Below are 15,138 nucleotides of genomic sequence, written 5' to 3'. Positions count from 1 at the left end.
CGAACAATACATAAAAGCATGTGACATCTCTGTCACATGCTCACCATGCTCACGAAATCATTTCGTTTGGGGAAAATTAAAGTGAAGGTTGTACCCACGTTCGGTTTGGAGTGCACATCTATATGTATGAGCAAGGACTGTGCTGCCTTTTTCGTTAAATATAACCCCATACCCGTTGAAGTATGATCAGAATGTTGGGTTGTGGAGGTAAAACCTTTCTCGAAAATACGGGGTATATCCTTCGGATCAATACCGCGCCCAAAGTCTTGGACCTCAAGCTGTATTCGATCCCTTTGTACATAGCTGTGAATGATAATATCACTGGCATCGCTATATTTGATGGCATTGGTTAAGAGCTGTCTGATGATAAAAGCCAGCCATTTGGCATCACTCAGCACTTCCATGTGCTCCAATTGGATGTCAAAACCGATCCCTTTTTGGATGCACCATGACTGTAGTGCTTTGATCTCTTTAAAAACAAGAGATTTTAAATTCACTTGCTCGACATACAGATCATTTTCAATAAAGGATATGCGTTTGTGATGGAGCTGCTGATCCAGCAGTAAGTGGATTCGTAGCCATTCATAGGTTAACTGAGCTTTTAGGGGCTTATCGTCCAACCGCTCAATCATCAAATGCATGGTGGTCAAAGGTGTTTTTACCTCATGAATCCAGGATAATAATTCATCTTTTTCATGTTCAAGTGTCAATTGATTTTGCGAGATGATCTGTTGTAACCGTTCGGTCTGGTCAGTGATTTTTTGTTCAATGATTTGCTCAAACGGACTCTCCGGTTCGCCTATACCCGTTAGTTCAAGAGGGCTCCTCCATTCTTCTAGTGTGGTATAGAATTTGATTTCCTTGGGATAGCGAATGATTAAAAAAACCAAGAAAATCATCATGGATAAGAAGACGATATAAAGGATTGGCATTAACGGAATTGCTGCATCCACATAAGCAATGAACAGGATCAGGAATTGCTGGCATACAAACAGTAGAATCCAGCTTCGCCTCTCTATAAGATATTTTTTAATCATAGGAAGGTGCCTCTTCTGTAGCCATGTAGCCTTGCCCGACTTTCGTTTCAATGAAACGGCCCAAATCCAGCTCGTCTAATTTTTTACGCAGGCGGTTCAAGTTGACGGTCAGGGTATTGTCGCTGACAAAACGTTCATCATCCCAGAGGCTTTTAATTAATTCCTCTCGTGCGACAATTTTATTTTTTTGTTCAATCAGCAGCTTCAAAATAAAAATTTCGTTCTTGGTTAATTCGATGGAGCCAGCCTCATTGGCTACTACGTTTTTTTCATAATCGACCGTCGCTCCACGCCATGTTTTCAGGGAGACAGGCTCTGTATTGTAATTATATACGCGGCGGAGTGTCGCCTGTAATTTTGCAATGAGTACATCAAAATGAAACGGTTTTTGGATAAAATCATCCGCGCCAAGCTGCATCGACATCACCATATCCGTAGGATGATCCCGTGATGATAAGAAAAGAATGGGCACGTTAGAGTGGGATCGAATCATTCGACACCAATGAAACCCATCAAATTTCGGCAATTGAATATCTATCACGACCAGGTCAGGCTTTATCGTTGTGAATTCCTGAATGACTTTATTAAAATCCTGGATGCCATACACATCATAGTTCCATTGAGTTAACCGATCCTTCATTTCATGGAACAAAGTTTCATCATCTTCAATTAGTAGGATTTTGAACAACGATTTCACCACTTTAACCTTTTTTTAGGATTTTGCAACTCCCCTTTTATAAAGTGTATAGCAAAAATTGTATATGTGCTACATGTGTGGATTCAACTTGATACTGCGATAATCTGCTGTTAATAGTTGAGGTTTATAGTGGGGTTTATATTGACTATCTCATATATGTTAAAGGATGGATGCAATGATGGGAATTCACACGTATTTTCGGTCGCTAAATGAGCTGGAAAGAATCATCCGTTGTCCGGGTAAGTTTAAATTCGAGGAACACAGCGTATCGGCACATTCTTGGAAAGTAGTACAATACGCTAAAACGCTGGCTGATATTGAAGAGAGAAATGGTGTCAGTATTGACTGGAAAAAGCTATACGAGATTACGAGCAGTCACGATTACGGGGAAATTTTTATTGGGGACATCAAAACGCCTGTTAAGCATTCCTCTAAGGAACTACGATTATTAATCCAGCAGGTCGAAGAAGGTATGATTGAGTATTTTATTGAAGAGAATATTCCCGAGGATTTTAAAGCTATTTTTCGCAAACAGTTACGTGAAGGCAAAGATAATTCAGTAGAAGGTTTGATCCTTGAAGTTGCTGACAAGATGGATCAGGTGTACGAAGCATTTGCCGAACTACAGCGGGGAAATACTGAAAAAGAATTTATAGTCATGTACCGTAATGCACTTGTGAAAATCAAGAATATTCAATTACATTGCGTTGATTATTTTTTGGAAAATATCTTGCCCGATATGGTCAAGGAAGAAACGCCTTCATCCATTGATATCAAAAAGATTACGGAAGAAGCCTTAGCTCTGTAAATGAATTTCTCTACCGTCCAGAAGCTACTAAAGCGCTTCTGTTCATACATAATCATAGTTTTATTTGTAATAAAGCAGCTCTAAATGAAAATAAAAAGCAATGAGGGCAGTTGATTGGACTGCCCTTATTGCTTTTTTGGGGTTGGAAAAAACGGAGGGCTAAGCGTATTCCTTAAACAATTTATTAAGGTATAAGAATATTAGTTATTCCGAAAAAGGATTTGGGAAATTCGTTTTCGTGGCAGCATATTGTTCCTTGGTGTTGCCGATTCCCAGTTCGCCGTTTTTGTTATATCCCCAGGACCAGACCGTCCCATCGGCTGTCAAAGCATGGGAGTGGGTTCCTGCTGCACTGAATGCTACTACATCGGTTAGTGGCGTGTTTGTGTCATCTACAACTTGGGATGGGACTTTAACAGAAAATACATCGGTCCCGTCACCTACCTGTCCCTCATTATTGGTTCCCCAGCCCCAAAGAGTTCCATCATTTTTAAGTGCAAAAGTTTGAGTTTTGCCTGCTTTCAGTCTACTTACATTGGAAACATTGATCAATACGGGTGATCTTCTAAAAGTAGAGGTTCCATCCCCAAGCTTTCCAGAAGTGTTACTCCCGGAAGCATATACTTCTCCGCTGTTCGTTAGTACATAAATGCGGTCAGCTCCGGCAGTAAAAGTTTTGATATCATCAATTCGATATTGAACAGGGGTAAGCTGGTTTTCTTTGTCATCCTGCCCCAGTGCGCCGTCATAACCACGTCCCCATACCCATAGCTGATTATTTTTGTCCAGGGCTGCGCCAAAACTGTCACCAGCATCAATGGATACAATATCTTCTAAACCTTGTACCTGAACAGGCTTAACGGAAAAGGCGGAAACTCCTTTTGTGCCAATCCCCAGCTGCCCAAAGTTGTTTTCTCCATAAGCCCACACTGTGCCGTCATTTTTGAGCGCAAGCGTAAATTGACCTCCTGCTCTCACTTCCTTAACATTATCAATATATTTGTTTTTAACAGGTACTCTTGCCGTGTCCCTCTTATTCCCTGTCCCTAGTTCGCCGTAACTTGCAAACCCCCAAGACCAGATGGTTCCGTCTTTTTTGAGCAAAGTTGAATGCAAATCACCAGCATCAATCATTGCGATGTCGGATACATCTGCTTGCATTGGGCTTGTTTTATTATTCCCTCCGCCAGCGCCTACGCCGAGCTTGCCATCACTGTTACTTCCCGTTGCATAAAATGAAGATCCATCTTCCATGGCCAGGAAAGCGTTAGTGGTCCCTGCCGAGAGCAAATGATCGTAATTTACAGTAGAATCAGCGCTTGCCGTAATAGAGCTTCCTACTAAAAGTGTTGATGCAGCGAGAGCTACCAAACTGAGTTTTTTTAACATATAATTGCACACCTTTCAAAATGTAATGGATAAATACAGACTAAAGCAACCAAATTGTTCCTGTCCGCGTCTTAATAGTGAACATATTCTATAAACCAGATTAGGGAGGATCACTTATGAAAAATAGAGTTTCTGCCCTTGTCCTTGTCTTGCTTGCGGCAGCATTACTGCCTGCATGTTCTACAACAGAATCGGCTACGCCGGTTAACGAATCTAATGGAGCGGTGGCTCAATCTATTTTTGACTTAGTCCGTCTGGAAAGCACAACGGTATACACAGGGCGTGCCAAAATCGAAAGTATTGAAAGAATTGAAAAAGAAGTAGAACAACCCTTAGCAGCCCCCACCATGGACTATTTGGTCCGATTTGAACAGCCTGTTCAATTTGCTAAAGAACTACCCCAAAGTGATGATCCAACGGAAAAACCTATCCAATCGGTCTATATATCTGTCCCAGATACACATATTTATAAGCAGATGGATGGTCAGCGGAGGCAATTAATCAATCCAGCACAATTACAAGCGGGGCAACCGATTGAAGTTTCTTATGTGTACCCTGTAACACCTGTTTTCCTGGCATTGGAAATCGTTGTGCTGGATGATTTATAGAGGAGGCCGGTAAGGCCTCCTTACTCCTATACAAGCACGTTATATCATAAGGCTTAGGTGATATTAATGAGTTTTACCATGTTGTAGATATAACGTGTTTGCTCATACTTAACCATAGTGCCTGCAGAGTTTTTAACTTGAATACCGGACGAGCCTCCACCATCAAGAAGAATGGCTTCAAAGCAATCCTGTTTAATAAAATAATTGCGAAGTTGTTTCAGTGTCGCATTTTCATGAACAACCAGGTAGACCTGCCAAACATTATTTACGACCTTGAAGCCCAGGCCAGTTCGCCCGGTGGAATCGGTGTATCGCAACGTTCCGTTCAAATCAAATTTTTCAATATCTTTTAAATCCTCAAGCCATGCTTCTTCCTCTTTCTTCAGCGACAGGCTACCGCCGCTAATAATAGACTTATACGCAACCGAACTCCCCATTTGTTTTTTGAGATCCGTCACACTTGAAGCACGGGTAATCCCTATTTTCGTTTTGTTGCTCTCCGTGTATACAAATGCTGTACCACGGCTATTCCCTTTGGCATTCGCCTTAGTATCATGGGTATTATTAGGTGTGACCGCGATAGACAAACACTCGGTCGGCGCCTTTGTTGTGCTGATTGGGTTAAAGAAGCCCCCATTAATCCCGTAATCGGTTTGCTGTGTGATCCGGCTTCGAATATTTTTATTTTGAATATTCGAAGCTGGCGTGATGATAACATGGAAACCATCGGACGTTTTGGTGTAAGAGTAGTTTGCTGGCATGTTAAACCTCCAATTGGATTATTTTGAAACCGAATCTCGCGCGATAATTCGTTTCTCATATATATAGGAAATTTACAGCTGCCTCTTACAACCCGGAAATCAAATTTTTCTAAAAAATTTTGAAATAGCATATACAAGACAATGCTTGACTTCAAGTTAACTTTAAGTAGTAATATACGGGATGTGACGTGGTGATTAGGAAATGCGATGACTATTCTGATAATTTAGGAGTGATAAAAATTGAAAAAGAAACAACTGGGTAACAGCGACCTTCAAGTATCTGCACTGGGTCTGGGCTGCATGGGAATGTCCGAGTATTACGGTGAGTTGAATGATCAGGAGTCGATCAAAACGCTTCATCGTGCGCTGGAGCTAGGGATAAACTTCTGGGATACTGCCGATGTCTACGGTGTGGGGAAAAATGAAAAACTGATTAGCCAAGTCCTGCGGAGCCACCGTGACGAAGTCGTATTGGCCACTAAATTTTCCATTATGCGCGGGGAAGATGGCGCATTTATGGGTGTAAGTGGCCGTCCTGAATATGTAAAAGAGGCATGTGATCGCAGCCTGCAAAGACTGGGTGTAGATGTGATTGATTTGTATTACCAGCACCGTGTCGATCCGAATGTACCTATCGAGGAAACGATTGGCGCGATGAGTGACTTGGTTCAGGCGGGAAAAGTCCGCTATTTGGGGCTGTCCGAAGCTTCTCCTGGGCTCATTCGACGCGCTCACAAGGTACATCCGATTACAGCGCTGCAAACGGAATACTCCTTATGGAGCCGGGAAGCGGAAGATGAAGTTATACCGACGTGTAAGGAGTTGGGTATCGAATTTGTGGCCTACAGTCCACTTGGACGCGGATTTTTGAGCGGGCAAATTCAGAAGTTTGATGATTTTGCAGAAGATGATTTCCGTCGCTCGGTGCCACGTTTCCAACCTGAGAATTTCCAGAAAAATCTGGACCTCGTGCAGCATGTTAAGGACCTTGCTGCCCAAAAAGGGGTCAAACCTTCTCAACTGGCGTTGGCATGGCTGCTTGCGCAGGAGGGAATTGTACCGATTCCAGGAACCAAGCGGGTTACGTATTTAGAGGAAAATGCAGGTTCCATCGATGTTGTTTTAACCACACAGGAAATGGAAGCTATTAACGCAATCATTCCAAAAGGAATGGCAGCAGGCCTTCGTTATCCGGCAGAGCGGATGCCGAATTGGCAAGCTGAATAATTAAGATAGCATATTAATCCCAAAACAAAAGCCGTCCTTTACGCGGATCGGCGCGAAAGGCGGCTTTGTGGGTTTACATATACAGTTAAGGACGTGGCTTGAAAATGCCGAAAGGACGTCCAACGGGCAGGAATGTACGGCCAAAATGAGCATTCAGAACGGCAGCTCCTGTACCGTACAGTGAGAGTAGACCAATGCCCATTTCAGCATAAGCGGCGATGGTATGGAATATCTCTGGTGCAACGCCGAATGCATCGAAGCTAAGACCGAGGAACAGAAAATCAATCAACACAAAAATAAAGAATAGAACCTTATGCGTCTCCATCGCTCCAATGGTCATAAAGAGCGTAAAGATGAGATAGCCCGCAAAGGCAAAGCCGAGCTGCTTGCCGTCTACAGCAGACGCCAGCTCAGGGCCGAATACGCCCATTTTAATCATCCAGCTACTAGCTACGGCTAACCAGAAGAAGGCGTAAGCACCAAATGCCGTCATGCCGAAGGTATTGTTATGTTTTGCATCCTGAATGGAGGCAAACAGCTGCGCAAAAGCACCGAGAAATATAGCCCAAGGGATGATGAAGCTTAAGCCTTCGGTGAGACCAAGCTTTTGGGATGAAGCCACAAGCGTTACGATAGCCAAGCCAAACAGGCCGATCGCACTCGGATCGGCCGTTATGATTTTTACGTTAGAATGAGATTCGTTTTGCATGAAAAAATAGAAGCCTCCAATAATGTTCAAGTACGCGTCAATCTGCCGATGCCAGAATCACACTGACATATTGTAACGGAAACCGACGTACTCGCATAGTAGGTAATTCATAAAATTTCTACCGATTGCGGTTGCCTGTATTGACGTTATTACGCCCGCCTTCAATACTGACTGATTTACCTCTAGTATCTGTGATGTTGTCCTTAATTTCATTGGAGTTGGAATCGGTGACCCGTATTCCTATATTGGAGAACCCGGAGTATGTGGTCATCTCGTTACCAATAACTTTGTTGTTGTTTGCGTCAGCAAGGCGAATGACTGCCTCTGGAGTAAGTGAGGAATTGGTTTGAATAAATTCGTTGTCGGTAAACGTATTGCCATCCGATTGGACCAAAAGACCTTGCAGGGATGCATTTTTTACAGTATTTCCGTATACATTGTTACCTGTTGCTCCAGTCAGGACAAAGATCCCGCGCGGGTAATTTTCAATCACATTATTGTTTACAGTATTGTTGGCGCCATTATTAGGGATGCGAATGCCTGCGTATCCATCAGATTGATGGGTCTTGTTAATAATTTGGTTCCCAGTGACTGTCGTGTAGGTTGCGCGTGATAAATTTATTCCACTGCCGCCGCCCGAATTGGTAATCTGGTTATTCGTAATTTTGACGTTGCGGAACTCGCCTGCCGGAAAGCTCTCGTGTCCGGTGGCAATAGCATGTCCATTATTTCGGTCAAAGCGGCTGTTGGTAATCTCTGAATCTCTCGTTCTGCGAAGAAGGGCTCCGATCGTTGTATCGCAAATCTCCACACGATCCAGCGTGAAGTGAGAGACGGCGACTTCCATAATAATACCGCCCACCTGACTTTCGCCACGGGCTTCACGGTTGGCACGGTCTGCATCAATGGTGAGATTAGATAACTTCATGTCTAGTCGGTCAGAATTGTTTCGTAGAATCGGATCGCCAACGACGTATTGGCTTTTAGACCCTGTCTTTTTGAAAATCGTTTTTCCCATTCCGTCACCGTTCAGGCTAACCCCGGCATATAAACGAATAGATTCGTCAACCAAGTATGTTCCTTTTGGAAAATAGACGGTTCCCTCCATTCCTCGGTCGTAGAAATACTTTAATGCATTCTGAATTTCCTTTGACTGTGAGGAATTCGAGTTGGCTTTAACGCCAAAATCCTTGGCATTAATTACATTGTCCGCAGCTCGGGCTACATGAATGTCTCCTGTAGAATTTTGAATAACGAACGCAATAATGGCTACGAGTAAGAAGCTAAACCTGACCTTCCGATTAAAGATATTTGACATGATACATATTCCTCCTAACAAAATAGTTGAATTAATTACATAATTACCCTTTATATTTTCGGTCAAAATGGGTTTTATTTCAAGTGCAGTGTGTGACAGCCTATTTTCTGTGGTCCGAACCCCGAGTCTGTCCGAAAGGGTGTCTCCAAGGGGGGCGTATTTATAACAGCTGGGACATGCCTTTTTGTGACATAAATCTTGGTTTCTAGCAGAGGTAGCGGCCCACGCAGAAGGGGATCTGGATGCATATGCATACTGTATGCGCAAAAACCCAAAAAGATAAGAGGGATGACTAGTGCCTATTGGAAAAATGAAAAAGCATAAAGAAATGTTGCAACATCCCGTTTTGCGTTCGCATTTACCTGAAACCCACTGGTATACGGATTCAAGGACCTCGCGGATGCTGAATACTTATTCATCGGTCTTCATAAAACCCAATCACGGGAGTGGTGGCAGCGGGATCATCCGGGTCAAGAGATTGAAAAAAGGATATGAGGTTCGTAGCGGTTCAAGTCGAAAGTTTGTTGGATCTCGTTTTGTCTTAAAAGCAATTAAGTCATACCGGAAATCCAGACATCGGTATTTGGTACAGAAAGGACTTCGGTTGGCTAAGTACCACGGGTCGATTTTTGACACCAGGATATATTTACAGAAGCCAAGGGGGAAATGGGTTATTTCCGGGGTGGCTGCCCGTGTCGCGGCACCTCATAAGTATGTTACCAATTATCTTAAAGGAGGGCATGCAGTATCCTTGCATCGAGTGCTATTCAGCCTTTTTAAGCACAACCGCGCGAAAGCAGATGCCTATTTTCGTAGAATCTCCAAACTATCCGTCATTATTGCCAAAAAGATCAATGAACGGCATCCGGTTCGCGAATTGGGGGTTGATATTGCCATAGATAAAAAAGGTCATATTTGGATTATCGAGGCCAATTCACACCCAGGACATATGCTATTTACTCAATTTCCCGATCCTACTATGATCAACACCATCATGAGAAACAAGAGTCTTATTCGAAAGTAGATTCCATGCACGTTATTTTTAGGGGAGAAGGAGAAAGTTTCAATGAAAAAAACAAAGCAACTTAGAGACTTGGTCAATTCACAAAAACCAGAGTTTATCATGGAGGCTCATAATGGTCTGTCAGCCAAAATTGTGGAGGAGGCAGGATTTAAAGGAATTTGGGCCAGCGGGTTATCCATCTCTGCAGCGATGGGAGTAAGGGACAACAATGAGGCCTCCTGGACGCAGGTTTTGGATGTTTTGGAATTCATGAGTGACGCTACCTCCATCCCGATTTTGTTGGACGGAGATACGGGGTACGGCAACTTCAACAATGCAAGGCGCTTGGTGAAGAAACTGGAGCAGCGCCATATTGCGGGGGTATGTATCGAAGATAAGCGGTTCCCCAAAACGAATTCTTTCATTAACGGTCAAGAGCAGACTTTGGCTGATATCGAAGAGTTTTCCGGGAAAATTAAAGCGATGAAAGATACGCAGACGGACACGGATTTTACGGTGGTGGCCAGAGTAGAGGCATTTATTACCGGGAGTGGGCTTAAAGTGGCGCTGCAGCGGGCGGAGGCATATCGAAAGGCAGGAGCCGATGCCGTATTTATACACAGCAAAAGATCGGATGCCGCAGAGATTGAAGCGTTCATGAAAGAATGGGCTGGAAGATTGCCAGTAGTGATCGTGCCTACCAAATACTATACGACTCCAACCATCAGGTTTCAGGAGATGGGGATTAGCCTTGTGATTTGGGCAAACCATAATTTGAGAGCATCCATTCAAGCCATGAAACAATTATCTGGCCGAATTTATCGGGATGAAAGCCTTGTTCATGTCGAAAAGGAAGTCGCAACCCTCGAAGAAGTATTCCGGCTTCAAGGGGTCGAAGAGCTGCAAGCTGCGGAAAAGGAATATCTTCCATCGTCAGAACCGGATTCGGGTGAGCGCGTATAATGGACACGAAATTGTTAGGAGAAGAGCTGAAAAAATTAGGATTTACCTTTTTCAGCGGTGTTCCATGCTCCTTCTTGAAAAGCTTGATCAATTATGCCATAAACGAATGCGATTATGTTGCAGCGGCTAACGAAGGGGATGCGGTCGCCATTGCATCCGGAGCTTATATAGGGGGGAAGAAATCGGTAGTCCTTATGCAAAATTCGGGGCTGACCAACGCTGTTTCGCCATTGACCTCCCTTACTTACCCTTTTCGTATTCCTCTGCTTGGATTTGTCAGTCTGCGCGGAGAACCGGGGATACCTGACGAGCCTCAGCATGAACTGATGGGCCAGATTACAACGCAAATGCTGGATTTGATGGATGTGGAATGGCAGTATCTCTCCAAGGATTTAGAGGAGGTAAAAAATCAATTGATCCAGGCTAATGAGCAAATTGCTCGGAATCGCCCGTTCTTTTTTGTCGTTAAAAAAGGCACGTTCGACAAAGAGCCATTGAAAAAACAGCAAACCTCCATCCATTTAAATCAGATCCGGCAGCATGGTCGTGCGAATCATCAAATGCCTACGCGCTATGATGCATTATGTGCGATTAACTCCATGAAAGACAGCCATACCGTCCAGCTCGCAACAACTGGTAAAACTGGGCGCGAACTATATGAAATTGAAGATGCAGATAACAACCTGTACATGGTAGGTTCTATGGGGTGCATCGGTTCTTTTGGACTGGGGTTAGCTCTGAGCCAACCAAGCAAAAATATTGTCGTGATTGACGGAGACGGATCTCTGTTGATGCGTATGGGGAGCCTGGCAACCAACGGGTACTACCATACGGCCAATATGATTCATATCATGCTAGATAATAATGCCCATGAATCAACAGGCGGGCAAAGTACGGTATCGCATAATATTGATTTTATAGATATTGCTGCTTCCTGTGGGTATACAAAGTCGATTCTTGTTCACAGTCTCGAGGAACTAAAAGTCTTTTTACAAGAATGGAAAATGAATAGAGAACTTACGTTTTTGTGTCTGAAAATATCCAAAGATTCTAAGGATCAGCTTGCTCGTCCGCATATGAAGCCTCACGAAGTAAAAGAACGTCTGCAGCGTTTTATTCATAACGATCCTTTGAAGGGCAAGGAAGTGGGCGGTTCATGAGTTCTGTCGTCAAGAAAAACATTTTGCTAACACCTGGGCCGGCAACGACTACAGAAAGTGTGAAATGTTCACAGGTGGTTCCGGATATTTGTCCTCGTGAAGCCGAGTTTGGGCAAATCATGGAGTACATTTCTACAGAACTGACCCGGTTGGTTGCTGACCCGGATGATTATGCGACCGTATTGTTTGGCGGATCAGGTACTGCAGCGGTGGAATCCATCATCAGTTCGGTCCCGAATCACGATGCAGTAATCATTGTCAGCAATGGGGCCTATGGAAAACGGATGTGCGAGATAGCGAAGGTTTATGGAGTGGATTATTTTGAGTTCAAAAGTTCTCCCGATGATGCGATTGATTTGGCCGAATTAGAAAGGTGTATCCAATCTTCCGAACGCACTGTCTCCCATCTGGCCGTCGTACATCATGAGACGACAACTGGCCTGCTTAACAAGGTGAAGGATATCGGAGAATTGTGCAAAAGCTATCAAATCGACATGATCGTGGATGCCATGAGCTCATTTGCGGCCGTTCCAATTCAATTGAAGGAAATGAACATTGCCTACCTGGCGGCAAGCTCCAACAAAAACTTACAGGGAATGGCCGGGGTTTCGTTTGTGATCGCCGAAAAAAGCAAATTGGAGAATTTGAAAGGCCAGAAACCAAGAAGCTATTATTTGAATTTGTATGCTCAATATAACTATTTTGTGGAACATGGGCAGATGCGGTTTACTCCCCCAGTCCAAACCTTATATGCGCTTAGACAAGCGATTGAGGAATTAAAGCAAGAAGGGGTGGATAAAAGGTACGAAAGGTACGCGACATCCTGGAAAACCTTAATTAACGGGTTAGCCCGGTTAGGCCTAACCTATATCATTCCCGAAGAGCATCATTCCAAGATCATTACTTCCATTCTTGAACCTCATTGTGCAGGTTATGATTTTCAATCTATGCATGATTATTTTTATAGCAAAGGCATGATGATTTATCCCGGCAAGCTAGAGAAGCTAAATACGTTCCGGATTGCCAATATAGGTGATATTACGTATAAGGAAATGGAGTTATTTTTGGAATTGCTTGAAGGCTATCTCAGTAGCATAAAATGCGGATGAGAAAGGTGGAGTTCCCATGGCATCAGGAGCAAAAGATAAGTGGTACAAATATTTGTTATTGAGAAGGTATGCGTCTCTGAGGTCTTATGTCCCCGAGACGAGGCTCCTGGATAGGCATAATTTCTCGAAACTTCTCTCCAAGTACGTGCATGTTATTGTGAAACCGGTGTGGGGGAGTCGTGGACGGGGGATCTTCCAGGTCTCCTGGTTAGGAAACCATAAGTACATCGTACATTACGAGAATAAAAGAGTTTTAGTAAGGGGTAGAACCAATACGTATCATTATATTAGAAGAAAAATCGGGAACGCCAGTTATATGGTTCAACGCAGAATTACCCGTCCGACCATCAACAAACGCCCTTTTGATATGAGAGTCATCATTCAACGGAGAACCGGCTCACCTGTATGGGTAGTCACAGGGAAGGTTATCAAAGTTGCAGGCAAAGGTTATATTGTTTCCAACAATACACGGAGTAAGGGAACTTTACTCAGTTTTAAATCCGGCATAAAACAATCTTCTGTTCGGCACCTGTCTGCCAGTGCCCTAGAGTCCCGTATTAATCGTGTTTCCATCCGTTCCGCGAAGAGATTAAGTAATTTTTTTCCGGGACATCGTATGTATGGACTGGACATTGGAATAGACCGGAAAGGACGTATCGGGATTATTGAGGCTAATCTTTATCCGGCAAGGTCCCATTTCCGTAAGTTGAAGGATAAAACGATGTATTACCGCATTACGGATTACAAAAATGGATAACATAAATGAAAAGGTGGCTCTGTATTCATCAGAGTCATCTTTTTCTCATACAGTTTCTAAGTCGGGAGTTTTAGTCATGGGACAAAGGATTATTAAATGGTGTTACCACGGGATTTGTGATAATATTTACACCTATATAGAATGAGGAAGTGACATAGTGATTAATATAACAATTCCAACTCCGGATATCACAATTACCAAACAGGTTAACCCTGAGCTCAGCCATATTTACGGATTTACCGACTTTCACCTGATCCCTAGAGATAAGGCTGGTATCTTTATGTTCTACAACACACAGGAGGAATTGCTGTTCGTTGGTAAAGCAAGAAAGCTGAGACAAAGAATCAAAAAGCATTTTGAAGATACCGTATCGCCGATCAAGGACAAGCGGAACGAAGTAGCGATTATTGAGGTTTGTATTGTGGAAGATGCTGTAGAGCGAGAAATCTATGAAACCTACATCATCAATTCACAAAAGGCTAAATATAACGTCGAAAAAGTGTTTTTTAAATAATGAAGTAACTTCCGTATGAAAAAAAAGAGCAATAAGTCGCAGTGACTGTACTGCCCTTATTGCTTTTTTGTATTTCTGCATTTTAGATCCTTCCAGAGAGGGGCCGTGGTATGAACAAAACAGATCGTTTGCTAGCGATCTTGCTAGAGTTGCAGCGTAAGGATATTTTACGAGCCGAGGATTTGGCAGCCATATTCGAAACGAGTGTGAGGACCATCTATCGGGATATTCAGGCTCTAAGTGAATCGGGTGTACCGATTGTAGGAGCACCGGGCATTGGATATTCCTTGATGGAGGGGTACTTCCTGCCCCCCCTGAGCTTTACCGCAGAAGAGGCTGTGGCGTTGCTAATCGGAACGGATTTTGTCGAACAAAAATTTGATACAGATTACGGTATCAAGGCGCAAACCTCCCGCAGGAAGATTGAAGCCATATTACCGGAGAGCGTTCGCAGGGAAGTTTCCCGGGTGCGTACGACCATCAGACTGCTCGCGGTGGGTGAAGGGGTAAACCATAGCGAGAAAACCTGTTTGGAAACGTTGCGTCTCGCAGTATTGGAAAAACGGAAAGTACAGTTTGGCTACTCCAAGAGAATGCCAGAGGCTGACGGGAATCGTCAAAGTGTGCGTGTGGTCGCTCCTTATGGTCTTGTACTGCTCCGTGGTTCTTGGATGTTAATTGGGCAATGCGAATTGCGACAGCAGCTTCGCCATTTCCGTCTGTCACGTATGGACAAGCTTATCGTGCTGGAGGACAGGTTTCAGTTGCCTGTCGATTTTCATTTGCAGGATTACAAGCAAACCGATGACCGTCATGTAACTGTTCGCATATTAGCACGTTCAGATATCGCAGATAAGGTGAAGGAAGCGAACAACTTTTATATGGAGGCCATAGAGGAGCGTGCAGATGGACTGCATGTACTCTTCCGCGTCAGACAGCCAGAGGAACTACTGCAATGGATACTTGGATGGGGCGCGGATATGGTTGTGCTGGAGCCTGAGTCGCTCAGGGAGCGGATACGTGTGGAAGTGGAAAAAATGTTGAAATGCTACTGACATAATGCTGTCAGTAGCATTTT

16 protein-coding genes are annotated in these 15,138 nt (G+C 43.7%); 10 read left to right on the top strand and 6 right to left on the bottom strand.

The features are described 5' to 3' along the window. Window positions 1–32: 32 nt before the first annotated feature. Both MKX30_RS19230 and MKX30_RS19225 read right to left on the bottom strand, forming a co-directional pair. Entirely contained in the window at window positions 33–1,037 is a 1,005-nt protein-coding gene (locus MKX30_RS19230; RefSeq protein ID WP_341063268.1) for a sensor histidine kinase, read from the bottom strand. After that, a complete protein-coding gene (locus MKX30_RS19225) occupies window positions 1,030–1,725 on the bottom strand; it encodes a response regulator transcription factor (RefSeq protein ID WP_023991030.1) in 696 nt (231 codons plus the stop codon). The genes MKX30_RS19230 and MKX30_RS19225 overlap by 8 nt, the downstream gene beginning before the upstream one ends. Window positions 1,726–1,912: 187 nt before the next feature. On the opposite strand from MKX30_RS19225, the gene MKX30_RS19220 reads away from it, so the two are divergent. Then, window positions 1,913–2,542, top strand: a complete 630-nt coding sequence (locus MKX30_RS19220; RefSeq protein WP_023991029.1) for a YfbR-like 5'-deoxynucleotidase — start codon at window positions 1,913–1,915, stop codon at window positions 2,540–2,542. Window positions 2,543–2,746: 204 nt separating this feature from the next. Here MKX30_RS19220 and MKX30_RS19215 read toward each other — a convergent pair whose 3' ends face one another. Continuing rightward, a complete protein-coding gene (locus tag MKX30_RS19215; protein WP_076264587.1) occupies window positions 2,747–3,931 on the bottom strand; it encodes an RCC1 domain-containing protein in 1,185 nt (394 codons plus the stop codon). Between the two features lie 116 nt (window positions 3,932–4,047). Here MKX30_RS19215 and MKX30_RS19210 point away from each other — a divergent pair, with 116 nt between their 5' ends. Next, entirely contained in the window at window positions 4,048–4,539 is a 492-nt protein-coding gene (locus MKX30_RS19210) for a hypothetical protein (protein WP_028540909.1), read from the top strand. 53 nt (window positions 4,540–4,592) lie between these two features. On the opposite strand, the gene MKX30_RS19205 is transcribed toward MKX30_RS19210, so the two are convergent. After that, the gene (locus tag MKX30_RS19205) at window positions 4,593–5,300 is read right to left on the bottom strand and encodes a phosphodiester glycosidase family protein (protein ID WP_068939202.1); all 708 of its coding nucleotides are present in this window, start codon (window positions 5,298–5,300) and stop codon (window positions 4,593–4,595) included. Window positions 5,301–5,540: 240 nt separating this feature from the next. On the opposite strand from MKX30_RS19205, the gene MKX30_RS19200 reads away from it, so the two are divergent. Beyond that, window positions 5,541–6,527: an aldo/keto reductase gene (locus MKX30_RS19200; RefSeq protein WP_254348329.1), complete on the top strand. Its 987-nt coding sequence runs from the start codon at window positions 5,541–5,543 to the stop codon at window positions 6,525–6,527. 85 nt (window positions 6,528–6,612) lie between these two features. Here the strand turns inward: MKX30_RS19200 and MKX30_RS19195 are convergent, their stop codons facing one another. After that, on the bottom strand, window positions 6,613–7,236 hold the full coding sequence (locus MKX30_RS19195) for an acetate uptake transporter (RefSeq protein WP_053326442.1): 624 nt from the start codon (window positions 7,234–7,236) through the stop codon (window positions 6,613–6,615). A 118-nt stretch (window positions 7,237–7,354) separates the two neighbouring features. Further along, the gene (locus MKX30_RS19190; RefSeq protein ID WP_341063265.1) at window positions 7,355–8,554 is read right to left on the bottom strand and encodes a glycosyl hydrolase family 28-related protein; all 1,200 of its coding nucleotides are present in this window, start codon (window positions 8,552–8,554) and stop codon (window positions 7,355–7,357) included. 295 nt (window positions 8,555–8,849) lie between these two features. Between MKX30_RS19190 and MKX30_RS19185 the strand changes: the two genes are divergently transcribed. The 7 genes from MKX30_RS19185 to MKX30_RS19155 all read left to right on the top strand — a co-directional run bounded on the left by MKX30_RS19185 (window position 8,850) and on the right by MKX30_RS19155 (window position 15,115). Beyond that, complete coding sequence (locus tag MKX30_RS19185) at window positions 8,850–9,578, top strand: YheC/YheD family protein (protein WP_023991022.1); 729 nt, start codon at window positions 8,850–8,852, stop codon at window positions 9,576–9,578. A gap of 42 nt (window positions 9,579–9,620) precedes the next feature. Further along, window positions 9,621–10,520 carry a phosphoenolpyruvate mutase gene (gene aepX / locus MKX30_RS19180; protein ID WP_341063264.1) on the top strand — a complete coding sequence of 300 codons (900 nt, stop codon included), beginning with the start codon at window positions 9,621–9,623 and terminating at the stop codon, window positions 10,518–10,520. Further along, complete coding sequence (gene aepY, locus MKX30_RS19175; protein WP_028540900.1) at window positions 10,520–11,680, top strand: phosphonopyruvate decarboxylase; 1,161 nt, start codon at window positions 10,520–10,522, stop codon at window positions 11,678–11,680. Before aepX ends, aepY begins: the two co-directional genes overlap by 1 nt. After that, window positions 11,677–12,789 (top strand): 2-aminoethylphosphonate aminotransferase, encoded by a 1,113-nt coding sequence (locus MKX30_RS19170; protein WP_023991019.1) that lies wholly within the window; start codon window positions 11,677–11,679, stop codon window positions 12,787–12,789. Before aepY ends, MKX30_RS19170 begins: the two co-directional genes overlap by 4 nt. 16 nt (window positions 12,790–12,805) lie before the next feature. Next, window positions 12,806–13,546, top strand: a complete 741-nt coding sequence (locus MKX30_RS19165; protein WP_053326436.1) for a YheC/YheD family protein — start codon at window positions 12,806–12,808, stop codon at window positions 13,544–13,546. A 157-nt stretch (window positions 13,547–13,703) separates the two neighbouring features. Then, on the top strand, window positions 13,704–14,060 hold the full coding sequence (locus MKX30_RS19160; RefSeq protein WP_023991017.1) for a nucleotide excision repair endonuclease: 357 nt from the start codon (window positions 13,704–13,706) through the stop codon (window positions 14,058–14,060). A gap of 110 nt (window positions 14,061–14,170) precedes the next feature. After that, a complete protein-coding gene (locus MKX30_RS19155) occupies window positions 14,171–15,115 on the top strand; it encodes a helix-turn-helix transcriptional regulator (protein WP_028540897.1) in 945 nt (314 codons plus the stop codon). The last annotated feature ends 23 nt before the right edge of the window (window positions 15,116–15,138 follow it).

This window comes from Paenibacillus sp. FSL P2-0173 (genome assembly GCF_038008045.1).
GTDB classification, from domain to species: domain Bacteria; phylum Bacillota; class Bacilli; order Paenibacillales; family Paenibacillaceae; genus Paenibacillus; species Paenibacillus polymyxa_B.
Note: the sequence above shows the minus strand (reverse complement) of the source record. Positions and strands in the feature narration are given on the sequence as shown.